The 23,511-nt window shown below is 67.4% G+C and carries 17 protein-coding genes and 1 pseudogene; 6 read left to right on the forward strand and 12 right to left on the reverse strand.

Features of this window, described 5'->3' with window-relative positions; translation table 11 throughout:
• Window positions 1-117: 117 nt before the first annotated feature.
• From OG510_RS04160 to OG510_RS04190, 7 genes are all read right to left on the reverse strand, one after another.
• Window positions 118-984 carry an SAM-dependent methyltransferase gene (locus tag OG510_RS04160; RefSeq protein ID WP_406135316.1) on the reverse strand — a complete coding sequence of 289 codons (867 nt, stop codon included), beginning with the start codon at window positions 982-984 and terminating at the stop codon, window positions 118-120.
• Between the two features lie 358 nt (window positions 985-1,342).
• On the reverse strand, window positions 1,343-1,504 hold the full coding sequence (locus tag OG510_RS04165) for a hypothetical protein (RefSeq protein ID WP_406135318.1): 162 nt from the start codon (window positions 1,502-1,504) through the stop codon (window positions 1,343-1,345).
• Window positions 1,501-1,917, reverse strand: coding sequence for an ATP-binding protein (locus OG510_RS04170; protein ID WP_406135319.1), 417 nt, complete (start codon window positions 1,915-1,917; stop codon window positions 1,501-1,503). The genes OG510_RS04165 and OG510_RS04170 overlap by 4 nt, the downstream gene beginning before the upstream one ends.
• A 126-nt stretch (window positions 1,918-2,043) precedes the next feature.
• Complete coding sequence (locus tag OG510_RS04175; RefSeq protein WP_406142298.1) at window positions 2,044-3,258, reverse strand: helix-turn-helix domain-containing protein; 1,215 nt, start codon at window positions 3,256-3,258, stop codon at window positions 2,044-2,046.
• 1,281 nt (window positions 3,259-4,539) lie between these two features.
• A complete protein-coding gene (locus OG510_RS04180; RefSeq protein WP_406135321.1) occupies window positions 4,540-8,937 on the reverse strand; it encodes a caspase family protein in 4,398 nt (1,465 codons plus the stop codon).
• Complete coding sequence (locus OG510_RS04185) at window positions 8,934-9,827, reverse strand: hypothetical protein (RefSeq protein ID WP_406135322.1); 894 nt, start codon at window positions 9,825-9,827, stop codon at window positions 8,934-8,936. Before OG510_RS04185 ends, OG510_RS04180 begins: the two co-directional genes overlap by 4 nt.
• Before the next feature lie 352 nt (window positions 9,828-10,179).
• Entirely contained in the window at window positions 10,180-12,411 is a 2,232-nt protein-coding gene (locus tag OG510_RS04190; RefSeq protein WP_406135323.1) for a hypothetical protein, read from the reverse strand.
• 485 nt (window positions 12,412-12,896) lie between these two features.
• On the opposite strand from OG510_RS04190, the pseudogene OG510_RS04195 reads away from it, so the two are divergent.
• The 3 genes and pseudogenes from OG510_RS04195 (at window position 12,897) to OG510_RS04205 (ending at window position 16,107) form a co-directional block, all read left to right on the forward strand.
• Window positions 12,897-13,723 (forward strand): annotated as a pseudogene (locus OG510_RS04195) (IS5 family transposase).
• A gap of 723 nt (window positions 13,724-14,446) precedes the next feature.
• Window positions 14,447-15,394: a hypothetical protein gene (locus OG510_RS04200; RefSeq protein WP_406135324.1), complete on the forward strand. Its 948-nt coding sequence runs from the start codon at window positions 14,447-14,449 to the stop codon at window positions 15,392-15,394.
• Window positions 15,395-15,471: 77 nt separating this feature from the next.
• Entirely contained in the window at window positions 15,472-16,107 is a 636-nt protein-coding gene (locus OG510_RS04205) for a DUF6461 domain-containing protein (protein WP_406135325.1), read from the forward strand.
• Between the two features lie 221 nt (window positions 16,108-16,328).
• On the opposite strand, the gene OG510_RS04210 is transcribed toward OG510_RS04205, so the two are convergent.
• The 5 genes from OG510_RS04210 to OG510_RS04230 all read right to left on the reverse strand — a co-directional run bounded on the left by OG510_RS04210 (window position 16,329) and on the right by OG510_RS04230 (window position 20,922).
• Window positions 16,329-16,751, reverse strand: coding sequence for a hypothetical protein (locus OG510_RS04210; RefSeq protein ID WP_406135326.1), 423 nt, complete (start codon window positions 16,749-16,751; stop codon window positions 16,329-16,331).
• Window positions 16,748-17,578, reverse strand: coding sequence for an IS5 family transposase (locus OG510_RS04215; protein ID WP_406135327.1), 831 nt, complete (start codon window positions 17,576-17,578; stop codon window positions 16,748-16,750). Before OG510_RS04215 ends, OG510_RS04210 begins: the two co-directional genes overlap by 4 nt.
• A gap of 279 nt (window positions 17,579-17,857) precedes the next feature.
• On the reverse strand, window positions 17,858-18,868 hold the full coding sequence (locus OG510_RS04220; RefSeq protein ID WP_406135328.1) for a ketopantoate reductase family protein: 1,011 nt from the start codon (window positions 18,866-18,868) through the stop codon (window positions 17,858-17,860).
• Window positions 18,869-18,872: 4 nt separating this feature from the next.
• Window positions 18,873-20,033, reverse strand: a complete 1,161-nt coding sequence (locus OG510_RS04225; protein ID WP_406135329.1) for an MFS transporter — start codon at window positions 20,031-20,033, stop codon at window positions 18,873-18,875.
• 205 nt (window positions 20,034-20,238) lie between these two features.
• Window positions 20,239-20,922, reverse strand: coding sequence for a YitT family protein (locus OG510_RS04230; RefSeq protein ID WP_406135330.1), 684 nt, complete (start codon window positions 20,920-20,922; stop codon window positions 20,239-20,241).
• 133 nt (window positions 20,923-21,055) lie between these two features.
• On the opposite strand from OG510_RS04230, the gene OG510_RS04235 reads away from it, so the two are divergent.
• From OG510_RS04235 to OG510_RS04245, 3 genes are all read left to right on the forward strand, one after another.
• Window positions 21,056-21,946 carry a LysR family transcriptional regulator gene (locus tag OG510_RS04235; protein ID WP_406135332.1) on the forward strand — a complete coding sequence of 297 codons (891 nt, stop codon included), beginning with the start codon at window positions 21,056-21,058 and terminating at the stop codon, window positions 21,944-21,946.
• Between the two features lie 177 nt (window positions 21,947-22,123).
• Window positions 22,124-22,954, forward strand: a complete 831-nt coding sequence (locus OG510_RS04240; protein ID WP_406135327.1) for an IS5 family transposase — start codon at window positions 22,124-22,126, stop codon at window positions 22,952-22,954.
• Window positions 22,951-23,373: a hypothetical protein gene (locus tag OG510_RS04245; protein WP_406135326.1), complete on the forward strand. Its 423-nt coding sequence runs from the start codon at window positions 22,951-22,953 to the stop codon at window positions 23,371-23,373. Before OG510_RS04240 ends, OG510_RS04245 begins: the two co-directional genes overlap by 4 nt.
• Window positions 23,374-23,511: the final 138 nt, after the last annotated feature.

Here is a 23,511-nt window from a genome sequence, read left to right on the forward strand (position 1 = left end):
GCTAGCGGGCCGTCCGCCGGGTCGTCCGCTAGCGGGCCGTCGGGAGACAGCCGTCAGCAGAGGGCCGTCAGGAGAGGGCCGGCCCCCGTCACACGCGGGGGCCGGCCTTCGGCGTTCTCAGTGCGCCGCGCGGACCGCCGAGACCAGTCCGCCGGGGCCCTCGTCGTGCTGCGGCGGGATGCGCAACGGTCGTCCGTAGGCTTCGGCGCGCTCCCGCAAGGTGAAGGTCTCCGCCTCCCAGCCCAGGCCGTCCAGCCAGCCGACCGGGTCTTCCGGCATCTCCGAGATCCACATCGAAGCCGCCGACCCGGGAGCGGCGTCCCCGCGGAAGCGCTCGACCACACCGCGGGCGCCCAGGGTCAGGCCCATCCTGCTGCCCGCGGCGGACAGCGCGCCGACCCGTTCGAGCAGCAACTGCACCGCGTCCTCGGGCAGATAGATCAGCAGTCCCTCGGCGATCCACACCGTCGGCCGCGCCGGAACGTGTCCGGCCGCGGCCAGAGCGCCGGGCCAGTCGTCGCGCAGGTCGACCGGGACGGTGATCCGCTCACAGCGCGGAACGGCCTGTTCCTGGCGCAGCACCGCGGCCTTGAAGTCCAGCGGTTCGGCCGTGTCGACCTCGAACAGCCGGGTCCCCGCGGGCCAGTCCATCCGGAAGGCGCGGCTGTCCATCCCTGCGCCGAGCAGCACGACCTGCCGGACGCCCGACGTGACCGCCCGGTCCAGCAGATCGTCCAGGAACTTCGTCCGGATGACGATCGAGACGACCACGCCGAGCCGGCGGCGCCGGGCCGCTTCGTCCGCCTCGTCCGCGCGCGGGGACTGCAGCCCTGGGCCGATCCCGCCGGCCGTGGCGAAGGCCGACGCCAGCGGGTCCCGGAACAGCGGCTGCTCGCGTGCCGTCTCCCTCGCCCGCACCCGGGCCACGCCCACGGCGGTGGCCCACACTCCGAACGGCTCGGCCCGTCCCGCCCCATCAGCCATGCGTTCAGAATAGGCCGCCGAGACGCGGACACTTACGCCGGGCTGGGGCCCCACGGCCCCCGAAAACGATCGAGGGCCCCGTATCACCGAAGTGATACGAGGCCCTGACCTGGGCTCGAAGCCCTGCTGCACCGTCGGGACGACAGGATTTGAACCTGCGACCCCTTGCCCCCCCCCAGTGAACGAAACACCGTCCAGGGGGTCCGTGAGAGCCAGGGAGAGCAGAAGCGTCCAGGTCAGCGCACAAATTCCAGGTCAGTCCGTGCAGTTCGTGAGACCTGTGTGAGACGGCCGTGAGACGACGAAGCCCCGGCTCGGTGGAGTTCACCGGCCGGGGCTTCGCCGCGCCTTGGGACGGTCAGTTCTGCTCGTTGTCCTCGGACTCTCCGCCGACAGCGGGCGGGCCGGGTTCAGCAGGGGCCGTACTGATCCGCAGGCATCCGTCCGTGCCGAACAGCTCGATCAACTGCGACAGATGGGCACGGGCCCCACTGCCGCCAGGGGTCTCTCCCGTGGTCACCCGCGCCCTTCCAGGTCCGCCCACACGATCTTGCCCCACCGGCGCTCGTCCGTGCCCCAATCGGCGGCCAGCGCCGCCACGAGACGCAGACCGCGCCCGCCCTCTTCGTCGTCGTGCGCTTCGCGCTCCACCGGCCGCGCCCGAGAGAGATCCGCGACGCCGACACGCACCCGCGCGGCGTCGGGGCGGTCGATGACGACTCGGATGGACTCCCGCCGGGCGTGCTGCACGGCGTTGGCCACCAACTCGGAGACGATCAGCGCCCCGTCCTCGGCCAACTCGTCCAGCCCCCAGACAGCGCAGGCGGTACGAAGCAGACGCCGGGCGGTGGCTGCGCTCTCGGGCTCCCTCGGCAGGGTCTCGCTGTACCCGGGGTGCCCGGTCTGGCGGGCCCGGGTTGTAGGTTGCGGCATGTCGGTCTGCTTCCTTCAGATCGGCCAAGCCCCGGGGCCGGTCGCACGGCCGCCGGGGCGCTGTCCGCTCATGTAAGCGACATGCCTGGAACGCTGACAGGGGCGCAACGTCCCACTTTCACCACGCTATTCGCAGACCCCCAGGAACTCCGCCAACGGCCGCAGGCCCGGAGGGTGATTGGGTAGCGCCCACAGGTCGCGCACGATCGCCACGGCCAAGGTGTGGTGCTGCATCCACGTCGGCGCCACACGGCGCAGGGACTCCAGAGTCTTCACGGCTCCAGCCGCGTCCCCGGTGTCCGTGTGGGCCCGGGCCACGTCCAGCAGCAGCCACGTGCGCCACGACGGAGGTGTGTCCTTGCTGAGCCGCATCCCCTTCGCCAGAGCCAGGGCGTCCTGCGGGTGCCCGTACTGCACTGCGAGCCGGACGCGTTCGATGCGGACCGATGAAGGGCTGAAGACGCTGACCATGCGGTTGTCTCCGCCGTCCGGCAACTTCGAGACGCGGGCGGCTTCCTTCTCGGCCGTCTCCATCATCGCGGCTGCGCGCTCGTAGTCACCGCTACGCGCAGCCGACGTGGCGGCGCTCATGGTCAGTGCGCCCCACACCTTCAGGCCGTCGGCCGTATCGGTATGGCCTGCGCTCACGATGTCCTCGGCGGCCCGGAGGGCGATACCCAGCGCGTCTTCCAGACGGCCTTGCCGCTGGTACGTCCACGCCGTGGAGTTGACGATCATCGGCAGTAGCAGCGGGTCGGAGGACTGTCCGGCAGCGTCTACGGCGCGTTCGAGGCTGATCAGAGCGAGGTCCGTCTTGCCCATCCGCACGGCAACGTGCCCGGCGAGCTGAAGTGCCTTCCCCAGGGCTGCGAAACCGGCCCTGCGCTCGTCCTCGCTGCCCGATGCGGTGGCGGAACGCGCATCCGAGATCAGGTCCGGCAGCGCCTTCATGACCGTGTCGAACTCAGCAGAGTGGTACCGCGTCCAGCCGTCCGCGATCTGCTCACGCAGACTGTCCATGGAAAAGTCGGGCCCGGGCGGCTCGGGCGCCGGTCCCCAGAGCGCGGGCATGATGGCACGGCGCACCGCCACGAAGCGGGGACCGTCGTTCTCCCCGGTGGAGGACACGGCAGGCGGGTCCCCGAGGAGCGTGGTCAGCTCCACGCCGAGGCCATTCGCCAGGGCGTGCAGCGTGGGGAGCCGCGCCGAGTGCTTCCGTCCCTGTTCGAGCTGACGGATCACGTCAACGGATACGCCGGAGCGCTCGGCCAGCTCTTCTTGTGTGAGGGAGGCCAGACGGCGCAGGCGGCGCAGAGTCTTCCCCAGGTCTTCATTTGCCACGCTGCCACGGTACGCCCGCGGTGCGCAGGACAGGGCGCCGGCGGCCGCCCGATAGACCGCGCCTGAGCCGGCCGGGCCGGCCTTAGCCTCCAACTGCCAGGCCTCCACGGGCTTGGCCAGACTGCGCCGCGCCTTCTCCTTCTGGGCCGCGCTCGGCTTCTCCGTCTCGAAGATCGCCCGCGCCGCGTCCGGAGCGGAGACCCCGCCCCGGCTCGCACCGGCCAGCGCCACGAGGTCCGCCGTGTGGTGCACGGTCGTGGTGCCGGTGGTGTGGTCGTGCAGCAGGCTGAACGGGCCCACCTCCGCGAACGGCTGCTTCAGGTGGCGCAGGCTCACGATCGGGTCGCCCGTCTCGCCCCAGAGCGAGATCACCGAGCCCGCACCCGGCGTGATCCACGTGGAGTCGTAGATGTCCGCGAGGGTGTTCGGCTCGGCGCCTTTCTCGCCGCGCTTCACCGTGTGGTGCAGCTCCAGCACTTGCACGCCCTCCCACAGCGCGAACTGCCGCGCCCGGTTCCACCCGGCCCCCACCTCGTCGTAGGACAGCCCGATGGCCGCGCCCTTCAGCGAGTCCACGACCACGGTGTCCGCCCCGGCCTGCTCGCACATGCGCATCAGGGTCTCGGGGCGGCGGGCGAGGTCCGTCGGGGGCGGCCCCTCCCACACCACAAGGCGTTCGTTCAGCCGGTGCGGGTCGTCCCCGGCGAAGAGGCGAACAACGGGGTGCCGGACACGGTGGTCTCCGCGTGGGCCGGTCACTCGGACCTCGGGTTCACGAAGCGAACTTACGTGCACCCCGACCCGCAGTCGCTCAGGGCGGGTTCGGAGAAGCTGGCCGAACTGCTCGGCTGACCTTGATCAACAGCGTTTGTGAGAAATTGTGAGACGGCACCTCTGGAAACGATCAAGAGGGGCCCCGAAGGACCCCTCTGACCTTGTACTGCACCGTCGGGACGACAGGATTTGAACCTGCGACCCCTTGACCCCCAGGAGCAGGGGTCATCCCTTTTGTCTGCACATACAGCTAGAAATTAGGGAGCATGGCGCGGGGCGACGTGCGTGCCGTTCAGGTGTGCGGACACCGTGTGGTCCCCAACTGGTCCCCATGGGGCACGTTCCGTTGGCCAGCGATCGCCACAGCAGCAAGGACGACACCGCGCAACGGTGACTCATCCGACAGTCGTGTCTGTTGGACGAGGGTGGGGCGGCCGGGCTCTCGGAATCCGGCCGTATCCGGGACGTTGGAACGGGGTGAGGTGGCGAGGCCGGTGAGGTGTCGCCTCAGTGGGCGGGCAGACGGAGACAGGTGAAGTCCTTCGTGGTGAGGACACCGAGGAGGTCTTCGCCCGCGAGGGCAACGGCGTCTACCCTGGCGCCGGGATGGACACGGAAGGCCACTCGATCAGCGTCGGCGTCCAGGAAGGTCAGGCTTTGGTCGGGGCGGACGACGAGTGCGAGGCGGCGGCCGTGCACGGTCAGCAGCCGGAGGATCGGGTAAGCCCGGCGGTGGCTCATGTCCTCGTAGCGCCACAGCGGCTTGCCCGAGAGGGCGTGGAACACCGAGATTCCGCCGTCGAGCAGGACGCCGATCACCGGTTCGCCGCGCCACAGGCCCAGGTGATGGCCACTCAGCCGAGGGACGGAGGACCTGAGCAGAGAGAAACCGGGCGCGCCGTCCGGGAAGGAGTAGACCTGGATCCCACCGCCTTGTGCGTGTGGCACCGCGGCGAGCAGGTTTCCCTCGTGTTCGACGTACTGCACCGGTACCCCGTTGCCGTGCGTGCTCCACTGCCCGATCAGCTCTCCGTCCAACGACCATGCTCTGAACCAGTCGCTGTGGGGGCCGACGATCACGTCCTTGCCCTGGAGCCGGCCGAGTCCTGGTGTCATACGGTTCGGGAGCCGCAGGTCGAGCGGGTCTTCGCCCATGAAGGTCACGTGGGTCGGGCCCCAGACCATGTCCTGCCAGCTGTATCGCAGGGGTGGCAGTTCCGGGTGGCCGACTGTGCGGTGGTTCGCCGCGTGCCCGCGCGGGGGAGTCACATCGTCCCCCGTGGCGGCGTCAAGGAACCTGTCGAGGACGAAGAACGACTGGCGGCCGGCGTACTGACCAGCGCTCAGGGTGGGCCGGAGCCTGTTGCGGTGTTTACGCCGGCTCGGCGGACCCGTCGGTGACCGCAGGGTCCACACCCTCGGAGCGGGGCTGTCGCCCTGCCAGGACAGGACCTGATGTCCCTGGGTGTCTGTCCGGACATGGCGGAAGAACGCGGGGGATCCACTGACCGTGGCGGCAGCCCGCAGGCGGCCGTCGAGCCCGACGACACCGAGCTCGTCGTCGGGTTCTCCGTAGCAGAGCAGGAACTTCTCACCGGGAGCCGAGACGAGCTCCGCCCAGCTCAGCCGCCGGTATTCCGTCCACTCGGCCAGGGTGTTGCTGCGCACGATCCGCTGGCGCTGCCGATCCGTCGCCAGCGGCGGATTCGCGAGCGTCGAAACCACCCACGTCCTGTCCTCCCATACAGCCACGGAAAGGATCAGGTGGCCCTTGGCACGGCGTGGAGGGGAGGACCTCGTCACCTGCCACCCGGCACCCGGGTCGACGGCCCACTCCCAGATCCGTCCGTTGCCCACGCTGTCCACGTCACTGCCAGCGATCACCACCACGAGTCGCCCCGCGCGCATGCCCATGCCGATCCGCCAGCCGCCGCGCGATCCGTACCACCACAGGGGTGTGTGTCCGACGTGGGGCACCGGAACACGCGTCAGTCTTCTGCCGTCGGTCGGATCCACCAGGAGAATCGCCCCGGGTTCCAGCAGCGCCACGACGGGCTGGCCTTCGACGTCCGTGACCGCCCACGCGAACGCCCGAGTCGGCACCGAGGGTCCTGAGGGGGCGAGGGTACGCAGATCGAAGAGCCCGAGCACCGCCCGGGAACCGAACCCCTCCTGGGCACCGGACAGTACGAGGAGCCGCGAGGACTCCGCGCCGGGCAGCGGGGCGAGGGCCCGAATGGGATGAGCGGCGGCGCCCGGCAGTTCGCCCAGGCTCGTTCCCGTGGCGAAGTCCCACAGCCGTACCCGGTTCGGGGTCTCCGCCGTGACGACCACCTTCCGGTCGTCGAACTCCAGCAGGGCGACAGCAGTCACCTCACCCTCGTAACTACCGATCGCCCGGTAGCCCGCGGCCCTGTCGTCGAGGGGCAGGGTCCACTCGGTGTCCCACGGCGGACGCTCGTCGCCCCGGGCCCCTGCCGCTGCGGTGAGCTCATGGGCGCCCGATTGGAGCGCGGACAGCCGGAGTTGGGCCAGCCGTGCCCGTGGATCGGGTTCCCGGGACAGCTCCGGCCCCACCTGCTCGTAGACGGCCCGCGCGGCTCTTGCCGGAGTGGATCGTACGGTCGGCAGCCCTCGTTGCAAGGCCGTCGGTTCGGCGTGAATCAGGAATCCCGGGTCGCACACCAGGTCGTCGAGGAGGCCGCAGCCCGCTGCATGGGTGGCGAGGTGGACCAGGATGTAGGGGTCCGCTCCGGACCAGTCGCGCAGGCCCGCCGCGGCGCCGGTGGGGACGAGGGAGAGCAGGGCGCGGGTGACGGCGGGCAGGGCACCAGGTGCCGCGTCCGCGCGCAACTCGTCCGCGAACGACTCGTGGTAGAGGCGGTAGACCGAGCGACCGTCGGCGTCCAGTTCCTCGACGATGTGCGCGCCCGCGGCCCGCATCACCCACCGGATGTCGTCCGCCGTCACCGGGACGCCCGTCAGCTCCGAGGCGACCGCCGGCCACACCGTGGCACTGGGCAGCCCCGCACCCTGGGCCAGGGCGAGGGGAAGCAGCAGGGAACGGGCTCGGTCGGCGTCTTCGTGCAGCTGGTCGCGCAGGGCCCAGCGGAAGGCGGGGCCGGCTGTGAGGGACGGTCTGTCCGTGGGACGCGGGATCTGCTGCCGCCAGCCAGGGGTTTTGGTGTCGAGAGCATCGGGGCGGTGGGCGAGAGCCCGGGCGATCAAGCGGGCGACGAGGTAATTGTTGCCCTCGGCGTGCACGGCGATCGCCTCGGCGACCTGCCGGGAGCCGGCGACGCCTTCGTACGCTCCGGTACTGCCGAGACCGTCGGGGGCCCGGAGCAGCTTGTGCGCGTAATCGGCCACGTCCTGGACGCTGCCCCATTGCGGGTCGTCCAGGTCCAGGGTGGTGAACCGGCGGCCCAGGGTTTCGACAACCCTCGGTCGGGTGCCGACGAGGAGCCGTACGCACGGGATCTTCGCAAGGGGCGCGAGAAGCACCGAGGCGATGTGTTCGGCCTCGCCGCCCCTGCCGTCGCCGCTCGCCGTGCCCGCCTCGTCCAGGGCGTCGATCACGAGGACGAGCGGTTCGGACCGCTCCGCCAGAGCATGCAGCAGTTCCTCCCGACCGGTGCCGCCCGGCAGCCCGGCCGCGTCCGCGACCGCCGCGACCAGGTCGAACAGCAGTTTGTGACGGGCGTGGATCGCCGCGTGGATACGCCCCTTTTCCTGGAAGACGCCGAAAAGCCACTCAAGGTCTCGTGGATCGGCCAGGCCGGTCCGTTCGCTCAGTTCGCTCAGGTCGGGCCGACGGGTGACCTCGGAGTTCTCCACGACAAGGCGGCCGAGCAGTGCGGACTTGCCCACGCCTGGGCTGCCGGTTACCACGACTTGACGCTGGGCACTGAACACCGTCCGGCGTGGCCGGATGTCCGCGGTCAGCATTCTGTGCATGACGTACTCGTCGTCGTCCTCCTTCCCGTGCACCCACGCCGTCAGGGCTCGCAACGCTTCATGCCGCCCGGTGAAGTACGTCCCCCACTCGGCCGCCCGTTCGGTTCCCCGACCCCATGGTCCGAAGTGGCTGACCAATTCCTCCCGTCGCCGTCGCCCTTCCGCGCTGAGCGCGACGCGTTGCTCGGAGAGGTCGACGCCCTCCGCCGGAACGTCCGGTGCGTACCGGGGGTTCGGGAACAGCGAGACCTCGTCGCCGCACAGGGTGCCGAAGGTCGCGTGCTGGCCGGGGCTGCGTTCGGCGAGCAGTTCGTTGACCCGGTCGACGACCTGTTCCACGAACAGCTTGCGCTGGCGCGGGCCACCGAGGGTCGGGTCGTCGACGGCGTCGCGCAGGGCCGCGGCGAAGGCGCCGTCCGCGGCGAGTTCGAGTGGCCGGGCGGCGGCGATGACGGAGAACGACGTCAGGCGGTGCTGGCCGGCCTCGCGCGTCGCGGTCAGGCTGCGGGCCAGTTCGCGGACGGCATCAACGGACCCCTGACCGGCGTAGCAGGTGTCGATGATCAGCAAGAGGCGCCGCAGGCCCGTCTCCGTCACGATGCCGACGACGTCCTCGGTGGCCAGGGCCGTGCCCTTGAGGCGCCCGGGGCGGCTGTCCCTGCACAGAAGGTAGTGGCGGTCGTCGGCGCTGCGGTCGCCGTGGCCGGTGTAGTAGAGGACCAGAGTGCCCTCGCCTCGGTCGTCGTCGGACTCGGCCCAGTCGGCCAGCTCCGCGCGCAGTCCCTCAGTCGTGCAGCCGGAGACCCGGCGCGCGGTACCGTAACCGAGCCGGGACAACACTCCGACCATGACGTCGAGGTCCAGGTCGACGTACGGCAGTTGATCGAGGTGTTCGTACTCCCGGTTTCCCACGACGAGCGCCCACCGGGGTACGGCGGTGTCCGTCACCGCGCTCCCCCGGCCAGGCCCTCGGCTATGGCGGCGCCGGTTTCGGCGGCCGTGAGGTGGTGTTCGAGGGCGTGGGCCCGCCAGCCGTTGTCGACGAGGACGTCGTCGACCGTTCTCGTCAGGTCCGGGAACAGAGGGGCGAGCCGTTTGGCGAGGGCGACGACGTCCCGTCGGTCGCACAGGTTGTGCCAGCGGCGCACCCCACCGGGCCACGCGCCCCGGCCCGCCCGGGGTGCCGGGCGCAGCCGGTCGAAGACCAGGTTGGGGATGCCGAGCGGAGAGCCGATGGTAACCAGGGTCGTGACGGGCCACTCCGGGTGGGCGCACAGCGCCTCGTACGCGATCACGGATCCGAGGGAGTGGCCGACGAGCACGCGGGTCTCGGAGGTCACACAGTCGGCGATCTCCCGCTGGACGCTTGCGCGGACGACGTCGTCGGTGAGATAGCGGTGTACCTGTTTCAAGACCCCGATCAGGAAACGGTCGGCCACGCCCGCCAGGAACGACGACCTGCTGAGCGCGTACAGCGCTCGTTGCACCGAGTGCGGTACGGCGGCCTTGCTCCGTGCCGTGCCGGTGCCCGTCGGGTCCGGCGCGGGCACCCGGTCCGGCTCCAGCCGGTTCGCCTCCCGCCAGAGAGCCAGCAGCAGTTCGGTTTCGAACGGATCCGTCACATCACGGTGGGCGTAAGCCGGTTCGCCCTTGCCGGAGGTGGTGCCGGGCGGTCGGAACCAATGTCCGTAGAAGGCGACTTCCACGTCGTCGGGCTTGAGCGGCGGGCCGTCGGCCAGGTGTACGCCGTCCAGCAGCGCGGGCGCGACGCTACTGTGCAGCGTGTACTTGCCCAGGTACTGGTTTCCGATGCCGTGCACGATCACGATAGCTGCCATCGGTCTGCTTCCCCCCGCAGGTCCGTCAAGTGCCGAGTAGGCCCGAGATCCTACCGATGGGACACAGCGGTCCGAGACGCCCCCTGCCAACGCCCTTCCGGCGCCGACCTCTTCGGCCAGGCACCAGCCAGAGAGCCGCGCGGGGGCGATACAGGGCGTACAGGCGGCGTACGGGCTTGGGGCCAGGGAGACTTCGACTCTGGATGGCAGCGGGCTGCGGTCGAAGAACTCGGCACCGTGGAACGGGTCGACTGGTTCAACAAGCGCCTCCACAGCGGGATCGGAGACGTTCCGCCCCACGAGGACGAAACCACCCGCTACACTCAACTCCAGCCCCGAACCACCGTTGGAGTCAACGCATAGAGCCTCCACCGATCCCGTAGCGGCTCACCTTGCGTCTGAGCTCGCGGATGGTGTCCTGCCATTGCCAGGAATCGCTGCCCCGCCACTGTTCCTCGTCGACCGGCGACCAGGCCGCCAGTTCCTCCAGTCGGGTGATCACCGTGGAGGTCTCAGTGTCGGCCACTCCAGTCCCGCCGTCGAGCCGCTTTTTGATGTCGTGCAGTTGGTGAGCCGCACGGTAGTAGGACAGTTGAGTGTCGCTGAGCCTGCGTATGGCATAGCCGCCGCACTTGCTGCACCAGTCCAAGTCCGTGCGCGCCATGAGGTCGGCGACCGTGAGGAGGTCATCTCCGGCCACAACCGCGCGTTCGTGGGCATGCCGACACAGCGGCGAGTGGCCCTTGCCCTCGATCAGAGGGCTGGCATTGGTGGTGTAGACCTGGACTGCAGCCAGGGGCCCCAGAGGGAGGCCGCTACCGCTTCGCCAACGATCACTGCCGGGCTGCCGGAAAGGGGCGAGGCTGAGGCGGTCCTCGGTGAGCAGGCCGTGCCATACGGCCGTCGGCAGCCCGCCAGGCTGTCCGGCGTCCAGGCTTCGGAGGTCGTGCGCGCTGCGCGCCAGGGCCAGCAGGCGAAGATTCAGGTTCCGGTCTTCGGTGGCGTAGGTCTGGCGGAGGGTCCGGCGTGTGCCCTCGGCAAGACCGAGTCCTTCGCCGAAATGCAGATCGTGGACGCCCTCGCCACGACCGGACCGCTGGGCCTCACCTGCCTCCGGCTCGGGACTCTGTTTCGGCTCCGCCGGGTCAAGCACGCTTCCGGGCAGGTCACGGGTCCCTGCGATGAGGACGCCCAGCCACCCCTTGGCCAGCCGCTTCTCGATGGTGTCCAGAGGCAGTACTTCCGCTCCCCCGCCCGCCGAGAAGACAAGGTAAAGCTCGTCGGGACCTGGCCCAAGTGTGCGCAGCGCACGGATGTGATCGGGGGTGACCGGGCGACGGTCGAAGACCGGGGTGTCATCGAAGACACCCGGCCGAACGATGCCCTGCTGCCTTCCCGGACCGCGGTAACGTTCGGGCAGATCCCGCGCCGCAGCGGCGGGACTGCACGGAAGATTGCTCACCGAGCTCAGTAGCCGTTCGGCGACGAGATCGGGCACTTCCAGGGTGAGGACGCCGCTGCCCCAGTCGGCATCAACGGTCCACGTGAGCAGCACGCCGAGCGTCCACGTATCCAGCCCGTCCAGGAAATCGCGGACACCATGACGTGGCATGGCTTCGGATGCTTCCGGCATCTGCGCCGTCAGCCGGCATCTCGGTGCCCGGTCCGCCGGCGCCGCTGCCGCCCGGGCCTGTTCCTCCCAAGAGGCAATCAGGCGCGCCGTCTCGGCGCGGGCCTCGTCGTAGCCCTTCCGATTGCTGCGAATTCCTCGCACGATCTCGTACGAAAGGTACGCACGCGTCCTCGGCCCTTCCCAGGGCCGACCGGCCGCGCTCTGCCACCGGTGCCACAGGTCCACCAGCGCTCTGGACACCCGACTGTTGCCACCGAGCACTGCGAAGGCCGGATCCGCGTGCGGAAGCTCGGGCATAGCGAGAGCCGTTGCGGCAGCAGCCGCGACAAGCTCCTCCGGGTCTACAAACCGCGCCGCCTGCGCCCGAAGCGTCTCCAGGTACAGCGTCTTGACCGTCAGAGCCGGCTTCGCCCACTCCTCTAGCCATGGAAAGTGAGCAAGGGTGGCCTGTGCCCGATGCAGGCTCCGTCCCGCGCCGCGCCAGTGGGCAAAGATCAGACCGCGCAACTCCTCTGCATCCTCACGTGCCTCCCGCCGCGATATGCCGCCTTCCACCTCCTCCTCGTCATCACCGGGGTCGACATCCTGTTCAGTGCGAAGGAGTTCGGCGGCTTCCCGTGCCTCGCGCTCGGTCCAGCGTTCCTCCTCGTCCGGCTCCACGTAGGACTGCAACTGGTACAACAGCCCCGTTCCGCCGAGAGCCCCGAGGAACATGCCCAGTCCGGTACCCGGCCGGCCCCAGACACCCCATGCCGCGCATCGCGCGCACAACCGCCGCAACATCGCTGTCTCCAGCGGCACGTCGGCGGTCCGCACCTCGGACGTGCGCAACTGTCCGCACTGCCTCGACACGTGCAGATTGGCCCCCTTGCTCTTGGCCGAATACACGGTGACCAACGAACCCTCGAACGGCCCGAGCGGAACGTCAGCCAACGACAGCTCGATACCCACAAGTTCCCCCGACTCTGCTCCTCGACAACTCGAACCCCGCAACACCACTGCCCCTTCCAGGCACCAGAACGGCGTCTCGTCCAGTCTTTGAAGGACGCCGTTTCATCACTTGCATGCTCTTCATCAACACCGACACTGCGAGGCCACTGCGTGCACCATGCACTGGTCCCCAGGTCTGGTCCCCGACCGACGAGCAGTTTCCCCCTCCCACCCGCACGCACGCAGTCATCGCCTGACGCAGGCAAGGAGATCCCAATGTCCGTCAACGAACGCAATCAACGATCAGGAGAAGCGCCGGTTTGGCCAACCGGCGATCGTCGGCTATGTTGCCCGGCCTGCCATGCGCCCTGCGCCTGTCCGGCCTCGCCACCGATGGGCGAGAGAAGGCACGAGCGCGGGCTTCCGGAAAGGTGGTCAAGGGCGACTGTTACAGCGGCTAACACAATGAGGTGGTGCGGTCCTGGTGGCCGTGTCCGCGCGAGGGGTTGGGCGTTGGCGGTGCATGGGGACTTCGCCGTGGATCGTGTCGGATGACCTGTGGGAGCGGATCGAGCCGCTGTTGCCGCGCAAGGAACGCCGGTTCCGCCACCCGGGCCGCAAGCCGCACCGATCGGCAAGTGCTGTGCGGCATCCTCTTCGTGCTGCACACAGGCATCCAGTGGGAATACCTGCCGAAGGAGCTGGGCTTCGGCTCCGGCATGACGTGCTGGCGACGCCTGCGGGACTGGAACGAGGCAGGCGTCTGGCAGCAGTTACACGAAGTGCTGCTGGCCGAGCTGAACGCGGCGGCCCGCCTCGACTGGTCACGATCGGTGGTCGACTCCAGCCACGTTCGGGCCGTAAAAGGGGGGGCCACACGGGACCGAGTCCGGTCGACCGTGCCCGATCCGGATCGAAACACCACCTGATCACGGACGGACACGGCACCCCGCTCGCCGTGATCCTCACCGGCGGCAACCGCAACGACGTCACCCAGCTCATGCCACTCATCGACGCCATCCCACCCGTCAGGGGACGGGTCGGGCACCCGCGACGAAAGCCGGACTCGCTCTTCGCCGACCGCGGCTACGACCACGACATCTACCGTGACCAGGTCCGCCAACGCCACATCGTGCCGGCCATCGCCCGCCGCGGCACCCTCCACGGCACAGGGCTCGGCACCTACCGCTGGGTCGTCGAGCGGACCTTCGCCTGGCTCCACGGCTTCAAACACCTCCGCATCCGCTGGGAACGCCGAGCAGACATCCACGAAGCCTTCCTCAAGCTCGCCTGCTGCCTGATCACCCACCGACAGATCAACTCATTGTGTTAGCCGTTGTTACACGGCTCGTAGCGGCAAGGTACCGACGGCAGGGCTACTCGTCTTCAGCGTCGGCCCAGATGGCTGGGATCATCTCCGACTGTTGTAGGGGTAAAGATTGTTCCGGCCTAAACCGACGGGCTTCCACACAAGGTTTCAGAGCCAGCAGGCTACCGACAAGATCAAGACTTCCCGACTGCGGGAACGCCGAGGCCAAAGACTGTAGACCACCACCTCTGACCGAAAATCGTCGTTGACCAAGAACACCCTGGCGTGATCACCTGAGGAAAGAAGCTGTCATGCTTCGTTCAACATTCGCCTAGGGGGGGCATTTTGAATACTAGAATTCGAAGATCCTTAGCAGTCGCCGCCGCGGCCGCCCTCGCGCTGATCTTGCCGAGTACAGCCGCCGCAGAAACGACGCCGAAAAGCCCTGTAAGCAGCATCGCTTCGGCAGGTCAGGTAAAAAGCAAAGTCCTGAATAGCGAGGGCTCGCTCGCCCTGCCTACTTCAGGCCAGGCGCAATCCACTTGTCCGGCGACCAAGCGCAACCTTCCGGCCCTGCGCAAGGCCGGGAAGACGAAGGCGATCTGCTTCGAGTGGAAACCTGCGAAGGAGATATCGCGAAAGAGCAGTGCACCCACGAGCCCAATATGGTGCAGCTTGCAGGCGGACAACACCGTGTTCGTGACACGCTGGTCCATCTGCTCCCACCGAGTCTTGATCATCGTAGTGGTGAACATTGACACCGGGATGGTGCTTGGCAACGCTGAGGCTACTATCGAGCAAGAGATAGATACCTCGAACTCGAACGTGGAGTACAGCGAGTACTTCAAATTCGAGTTGAAGTCCAGTGATGTCGTGTCGGACACCATGACGGCGGAAATAACCTCCATCTGTAACGTCTCCCCTAAATCGACCTGCAAACAAGGTCCCGGTCCATGGACCGGACCTAAGCCGGTAACGATCGGCGTCCCCATGGAAGGCCACTGGCTGCGCACCTGGATGAAGTCCAAGATGCATGATGTGATGAATATGGAGTACACCATTGCCGTCAGCATCCCAGGCGCCACAATCGGAACCGCTTCGTGGGGCGGCCTTAATCAACCGGGGGCCTTCGAGTACGCGGTACGCTGCGATAACGAGGTCGGCAAATACGCGGGCTGCATTGTTCCTAGCTTCACTCCCACCTACACCGTGGACAGCAAATACAACCTGTCGCGCCAGTACATAGGAATGGTGCAGGCAAGTATGTCCACTCATCCCGGATGGGAAGGACACGGAGAGCCACTGCATCGCGAAGCCAACGAGAAGGCCGCAAGAGACAATCGAAACGCCATTTGCGACGGAACATTCAAAGCAAACCCCACGACGCCACCTCCTGCACAATGCGACGAATGGCCCTTCGCCAAATCGAAGGAAAGCGGAGGGAGCTCGGGAGCCAAGGGATCTTCCTGCCAGCAATATGCTGTGATTACCGAAACCCTTGAGGGGGAGGTATATACCTCTCTCACCTGGCCAGGGCTGAATCAAGGTAAGATGCCTCCAGCGAATGCCAAGTGCGCTCGCGCCAGCATGCCAAAAGTGGAAAACGAGGGCGTTGGGGGTGGCCTTGGAAGAGTTACAACCGATTGGCGCCTCATCGACGGAGACGCGTACTGGGTAGACGCAGGAAACGGGTAACAGAATAACATTCGTGGCCCGGCTTGAAACTCAACAGGCCGGGCCACGAATGCATTTTCACGACATGTGGGGCATTAATGAATACAGAGATCTTCCCAAACTCAAAAATCTACGAAAATGGTTATTGCGTCGTCTTCGCCAGGGGCATCACCCCGCGTGAGCTGCTTGCACGAGTGACGGGTCGCGACATTCCGCCCATCTTCCTGAGTAGATCCGAATCAGATGCCGTCAAGGCATTCGGGGAAGACCTGTCGGACGACGACATCCCAGACCTGGATATAGAGGTACTACACAGTAGCAAAATCACCGGCACCGACGGCCCACTGATACGTGCCGGTTCTTGTGGAAACTGGAGCTTCGCCATCGAATCAGAAGGTCCATATCTTGCCGATGTCGATATCCTCAAATCAATATCTCGTGACACTGTCGTACTCGCGGCAAGTGAAACAGAGACAGCAGCAGCATGGATCTCATACCTAGAGAATGGTGAGACCCTGTCGTCGTTCGATCCGCTCTTCCCAGATAATGACTACGGAAAGAGCCCCGAAGTCCTCGAACGGCTCACCGGTCATATTGAGGCGATCAAGAACGGGGATCGCACAGAGGCCCACGTAAACGCGATGCGACGGATTCAAGAATCGCTTGACTGCGCCTTTCCACAAAATGTGGACACCGGCCGTCTTCTTGCAGTGCGCATCGCCGGAGGCTATTAACGCTCATAGCCACCCAGCCCGCAGATTCCAATTGGGCAGCCCGCCAATTTTTTGGCCTCCCCGGGCCCCAAGCCAGTGTGAGGTAGAGCAGGGGCTCCAACAGCAGCAGTGAAGCGCTCCAGACCTGGAATATCCGGCTCTAAGAGTGCGGAACGTGAGCTCTTGTCCGTTTCGTCGTTGAGGTTGGACAAGGACGGCTGGTCACGGGTGCGTAATGGTCCTCAATCGCTGGGGCGGGCGAACAGGCCGGGTTCGGTCTCGGCGAGGATGCCGCGGCTGACCAGGCGCTTCAGTTTCGAGCGGATGCCTTCGGTGTTCTTCGGGAGGATCGGCAGGTCGAGGGCTTGGCAGAGGTCGCGGGCGCGCATCGGCCGGTCGGCGTCGGTCAGGGTGGTGAGGATCTGCTGGTAGGCGGGGTGGTCCGGGATATCGGGCCGGTCCGGCTCGGTGGCGGGTGCGGGCGGCGTGAGCGTGAGGAGGGTCTTGCGGGTGATGCGCAGGTTCTCGCTCTCCGCCTCGATCTCGCCCAACTGCCCGGTGAGCTCCTCGATGCGTGTCCTCAGCTGCTCCGCTTGGGCAGCGAGTTCACGCTCCCGTGTCTCGATGTGTTCCAGGATGGGTGTGACCTGCGGGTTCTCGCTCATGCGGTCCTCCAGGAGGAGATCGTGCGGCCGGTGAGGCGGCGGCTCATGACGGAGGTCATCGCCCACAGGACGCGGGAGCGGGAGGAGGTGGGACGGTGTTCGTAATCGCGGACGAGACGGCGGTAGAACATCAAGATCCCGTTTGTCTGCTCCACGATCCATCGCTTCGCCTGCGGGACGAATCCGCGCTGGTACGGGTTGCGTTCGACGATCTCGACGTCGATGCCCAGGTTCTTGCCGTGCTCGACGACCTTGTTCTTGAAGCCCCGGTCGACCAGGGCCTTGGTCACCGTGTCGCACTGGGCGGCGACACCGTCCAGGAGCGCGATGCCGGCGGTGTTCTCGTGCGCGGAGGCGGGCAGGACGACGCAGTCGATGACGAGGCCCGATACATCTACGGCCAGGCATCTCTTCCTGCCTGGCACCCGCTTCGAAGCGTCCTTGCCGGTCGTTGCGGCGGGGACGCCGACGGCGGCGTGGACGCTCTGGGTATCCAGGATCACCAGGCTCGGGTCGGCTAACCGCCGCCTCTTCTCCCGAAGTTGCCATCGGAGCAGATCGTGGATGGTCTGGTCGGTGCCGTCATCGCGCCACTTGTAGAAGTAGTACTTCACCGCGCCGGCGGGCGGCAGGTCATGGGGCAGCAGTCCCCACTGGCAACCGCTTCGGTTCTGGTACAAGATCGCGTTCACGATTTCCCGCATCTCGTATCCGCCCTGGTGGCCGCTGACCGACGGATGCGCGGCCTTCCAGGCTGTGATCACGGGCTCGACCAGGACCCACTGCTCATCGGAAACGTCGCTCGAATACGGCTTGTGCATGCTCATGCCACAACTCAAGCGAACACCGAACGCCCGACCGGCAACCATGCACCAACCTCACACCATCGAGCGATAATAAACCGGACAGAAGGTCACGGTTCCGCACTCTCACAGCACGAGAATCGGATAAATGTGTTGGCGTCATAGTCTGCTCCCGGGGGTCGGGCTGACCGGCCGCTGCACGGTGTGCGGCTCGATTCGGGTGCCGGCTGACGCCCGACCTTCGCGCTTGTCTGCGTAGGAGTTGGCGTATTCGCGACTACGCCTTGGGACAGTCGGCTGCGCTTATCGGGGGGTTGCCTCGTCCACGAGCGCCGTCAGCTTGCTCACAGGCATCGATCCGGCTTGCCTCCGCTCCCGGGCGAACGTATTCGCGACGCGTTGGAGGGTGTCGTTCACCGGAGTCGGTACGCCGTACAGGCGGCCCAGGAGGGCGATCTCGCCGTTGAGGTAGTCGGCCTCGATGGTGCCGGTGCCGCGGGCGAGGCTCTGCCAGGAGGAGCCTCCGCCTCGTTGGGCGCCCTCGAGGGGCGTGAGGCGGATCCGGTCACCGCGGGCTTCCTTTTGTTCCTGGTCGTCTGTCGCCGTGATGCCCGCCGCCTTGAGCACCGCCTCGCCCTCCTCCTGGGCTCGGTTGAGGAGCGCGATGCTTGCACCGGAGGTGACCGGCCCGGTGGTGGCCTCAAGGGCGTTGATCACGTTGGCGAGGAGTTTGCCGTACTTCCAGCGCATCACGTCGGGCACGACGGGTGCGAGCAGCTTGGTCTCCTCCAGGTCGGCCGCGATGTTCCGGGCCGTCTCGTCGATGCCCGTCGGGTAGCGGCCGATGTGCAGGATGCCGGTGAAGGGGGTGCCTGCGGCGGATACGGCGCCGGGCTCGACGTAGGTCGAAGGCAGCCAGACGCACATTCCGTAGACGTGGCGGAAGCGGCGCAGGGCCATGCGTTCGCTCTCGACGCCGTTTTGTGCGCAGATCAGCGGAAGTCGCTCGGCAGCCGTGCCGCCGCCGGCCACCGGGCGGTGGCGCCGGACATCGAGGGCTGCCTCGCTGTCCTGCGTCTTCACGGCGAGGAACAGCACGTCGTCCGGACGCAGTTCGCCCAGTTCCTCCGGGCGCTGGATGACGGGCAGTTGGTGGGTACGGGTTCCGTCGGGTGTCGTCACACGCAGGCCGCGCTCGCGCAGTGCTGTGTAGTGGGCGCCGCGAGCGACGAGCACCACGTCGTGCCCCACCTCCGCGAGCCGGACACCCACGGTGCCGCCGATCGCGCCTGCTCCGATGATGATGTAGCGCATGGGATCAAGCCTTCTTGTTGCGGTTGTGCGAGGCGACAGCGGTTGAGACGGCAGCGCCCAGGGACAGGACGGATGCGAATCCGATCATCGCGGCTTCGATGCCGATGTGGTCGATGGCGATGCTGAAGATGATGGCCGGCACGCCTATGCCGATGTAGGCGATGACGAAGTACACGGCGAGCACCCCTGCGCGGGAGTCGGGGGCGGCCGCCGACATGGCGCGGTCGATGGCGCCCTTGAACAGCAGACCGGAGCCTGCCCCCGACAAGGAGACAGCGACCAGATAGAGCCAGAGCGCGGGGTGGTTCAGGGAGTACGCGCACAGAGCGAGACCGGTGGGGAAGGCCAGGCAGCCCAGGCGGAGGATGCGCGGCAGGGGCAGACGCCCGAGCACCAGTTGGGCGGCCGCCGCGGAGGCGAACATGAGGAAGACCGCCACCCCTGCGACCAGGTGGGAGTCGATGCGCAGCGTGTCCTGGAGCACCTTGGAGCCCAGCGCGGAGGTCAGACCGAAGTTCGCGAAGGCGTTGGCGCCCAGCATTCCGGCGGCGCCGAAGGCCACCCCGCTCCCGGGCCGCAGCGCGAACCGGGCGGCCGGGCGGGAGGTGCGCGGCTTGCGGTCCACGGTCTCCGGCGTGGCGAGTACCAGCAGCAGGCACACCGTCAGCGCGACGGAGCAGAGCGCCGGGGCGATGGTCAGCGGCGCCGGCAGCCACTGCGCGACGATCCCGGCGACCAGAGGGCCCGCGGCCAGTCCGCCGAGGTTGGCCGCGGTCGCCACGATGCCGGGCAGCGGCGACCCTGCCTGCTCCGGCCGGGCCCGACGGTGGAGGTCGTGCAGATACGTCGTCGCTGTCGAGGCCATGGTCCCCATCGCGAGACCGGTGAGAACCCTGCCGACGATCAGGCCCGGCAGGGATTGCCAGGTGATCATTACGACCGAGGCGATGATGCCGATCGCGAGCGCCGGCGCGACGACGCGACGGCGCCCGAGGCGGTCCGAGAGATGTCCCAGGCCGAGAAACGCACCGACGGCGCCCACGACCATCGAGGCGTAGGCCACGGTCACCATGGTCGCGCCGAAGTGGTCCCGCGCCGCGTACAGCTGCCACAGCGGGGTCGGAACGGTGCCGAAGGTCATCAGGACGGCGAAGGCCGTGGCCACGAACCAGAATCCGGCGGCGTACGAGGCGCGCCGGTTCCGGCCGCCCCGGGTCGGGGTCTCGCCGGGGAGGGCGGGTGGGTCACGGCCGCGGGGGCTGGCTGGGAGGCGCCTCGGCTGAGCGGCGTTTGGACGGTGGACATGCAGACTCCGTGTTCATTACAGGGCAAGGGATGTGTGAGGTGTCGCGGCGCGGTTTGGAGAGTTGCTACGGCTGGTCGGGGCGAGGAGGCGTCCCGCGCGGCCGCCGCCTTTGCGCAGCAAGGGCGGAGGGGTTGTGTGGCGGCGGGACGAGGGTGAAGACGCGCAGGAAGAACTGGGCGAGCGGCCCGATCGACAGGGCGTACAGGAGAGTGCCGACGCCCACGGTGCCGCCCAGAGCGAAGCCCGCGGCGACGACCACGACCTCGACAGACGTCCGCATCAGACGGATCGAGCGGCCGGTGAGCCGATGCAATCCCGTCATCAGACCGTCCCGCGGACCGGGGCCGAACCGTGCCGTGATGTAGAGACCGGTCGCCACGCCGTTCAGTACGATCCCGGCGACCAGCACCGCGCCACGAACCGGCAGCCTGTGCAGATGCGGCAGCAGAGCGAGGGTGCCGTCCATCGCCAGGCCGACGACGAAGACGTTGGAGACGGTGCCAAGGCCGGGGCGCTGTCTGAGCGGGATCCACAGCAGCAGCACGACAGCGGCGACGATGATCGACACTACGCCGATGGACAGCCCGGTCAGCTCGGCCAGCCCTTGGTGGAGCACGTTCCACGGCTCAAGGCCGAGACCGGACGCCACGAGCAGTGCCGAGCTCGCGCCATACAACGCCAGACCGGCATACAGCCGCAGCAGGCGACGGCCGAGCCGGGCTTTCGTACCGGACGTGGGGTGCCTCATGGCAGCGGACCAATCCACGACGCTTCTCCCGGTTCTCCACATGCTCAGTGACTTCTCCATAGTCGCCACCAGCAAGAATCACTGCAAACGATTGTTTTTGCTGAGAGCCATCATTCAGAGTGATACTGATGGAATGGAACTACGACAGCTGGAGCACTTCATTGCCGTGGCCGAAGAACTGAGCTTCACGCGCGCAGCCCACCGCCTGCACGTCGTGCAGTCCGGGGTCTCCGCCGCCATCCGGGCCCTGGAACGCGAGCTGGGCTGCCAGCTGTTCGAGCGCTCCTCACAGGGCGTCGGGCTCACCGGAGCCGGCGCGGCTCTCCTCCCGGAGGCACGTGCCACCCTGCACGCCGCACAGGTGGCCCAGGATGCGGTACGGGATGCGCAGGGCACGCTGCGCGGCACGGTGAACGTCGGCGCCATGGCATCGGTCCAGGTCGTCGACCTGCCCGCCCTCCTTGGGCAACTCCACGCCCTTCACCCGGCGGTCGAGGTCCGGCTGCGATTCTCGACGACCGGCTCGTCGGGCTTTTCCCAGGCACTGCTCAACGGCGACCTGGACGTGGCCTTCCTGGCGCTGCCGGGGCACCGGCCGGCTGGGATCGATGCGCGCGAGCTGAGCTCCGTGCCCCTGGCCCTCGTCGCCCCCAGAGGCCACCGTCTGGCAGCGCGTCAGGACGTGACGCTCGCCGACCTCCACGACGAATCGTTCGTGGACTCCCCACCCGGCCATGGCAACCGCGAAGTGGTCGACCGCGCATTCGCCACTGCCGGGATCGAACGCAAAGTGGCCTTCGAAATCCCCGACTTTACGATGGCGGCGGCTCTCGTCCGCAACGGACTCGGCCTGGCTTTCCTGCCCGCCTTCGCGGTCCCCCGCACACCGGAACTACGGCTACTCGACGTACACGGCTCCGACCTGCGCTGGACCACATACCTGGGCACCGCCACGAACCGCCGCCCGAGCTCGGCACTGCAAGCGCTTCTGGACCTCGTAGACAGCCACGTACTTTCCACATGACCGACTGCGGCATCTTCATCGGCATACCCTCGTGATCATCATGCCGTCGCCCGTCAGGAATATGGGGCACTTTGAGAGTGCGGAACCGTGACCTTCTGTCCGGTTTATTATCGCTCGATGGTGTGAGGTTGGTGCATGGTTGCCGGTCGGGCGTTCGGTGTTCGCTTGAGTTGTGGCATGAGCATGCACAAGCCGTATTCGAGCGACGTTTCCGATGAGCAGTGGGTCCTGGTCGAGCCCGTGATCACAGCCTGGAAGGCCGCGCATCCGTCGGTCAGCGGCCACCAGGGCGGATACGAGATGCGGGAAATCGTGAACGCGATCTTGTACCAGAACCGAAGCGGTTGCCAGTGGGGACTGCTGCCCCATGACCTGCCGCCCGCCGGCGCGGTGAAGTACTACTTCTACAAGTGGCGCGATGACGGCACCGACCAGACCATCCACGATCTGCTCCGATGGCAACTTCGGGAGAAGAGGCGGCGGTTAGCCGACCCGAGCCTGGTGATCCTGGATACCCAGAGCGTCCACGCCGCCGTCGGCGTCCCCGCCGCAACGACCGGCAAGGACGCTTCGAAGCGGGTGCCAGGCAGGAAGAGATGCCTGGCCGTAGATGTATCGGGCCTCGTCATCGACTGCGTCGTCCTGCCCGCCTCCGCGCACGAGAACACCGCCGGCATCGCGCTCCTGGACGGTGTCGCCGCCCAGTGCGACACGGTGACCAAGGCCCTGGTCGACCGGGGCTTCAAGAACAAGGTCGTCGAGCACGGCAAGAACCTGGGCATCGACGTCGAGATCGTCGAACGCAACCCGTACCAGCGCGGATTCGTCCCGCAGGCGAAGCGATGGATCGTGGAGCAGACAAACGGGATCTTGATGTTCTACCGCCGTCTCGTCCGCGATTACGAACACCGTCCCACCTCCTCCCGCTCCCGCGTCCTGTGGGCGATGACCTCCGTCATGAGCCGCCGCCTCACCGGCCGCACGATCTCCTCCTGGAGGACCGCATGAGCGAGAACCCGCAGGTCACACCCATCCTGGAACACATCGAGACACGGGAGCGTGAACTCGCTGCCCAAGCGGAGCAGCTGAGGACACGCATCGAGGAGCTCACCGGGCAGTTGGGCGAGATCGAGGCGGAGAGCGAGAACCTGCGCATCACCCGCAAGACCCTCCTCACGCTCACGCCGCCCGCACCCGCCACCGAGCCGGACCGGCCCGATATCCCGGACCACCCCGCCTACCAGCAGATCCTCACCACCCTGACCGACGCCGACCGGCCGATGCGCGCCCGCGACCTCTGCCAAGCCCTCGACCTGCCGATCCTCCCGAAGAACACCGAAGGCATCCGCTCGAAACTGAAGCGCCTGGTCAGCCGCGGCATCCTCGCCGAGACCGAACCCGGCCTGTTCGCCCGCCCCAGCGATTGAGGACCATTACGCACCCGTGACCAGCCGTCCTTGTCCAACCTCAACGACGAAACGGACAAGAGCTCACGTTCCGCACTCTTAGTATTGACCTCTACCACGAACAGGCGGGAGCGGCGCGTGTCGATGCGGTGGCGGTGC

Source organism: Streptomyces sp. NBC_01089 (assembly GCF_045162975.1).
Classification (GTDB): Bacteria; Actinomycetota; Actinomycetes; order Streptomycetales; family Streptomycetaceae; genus Streptomyces.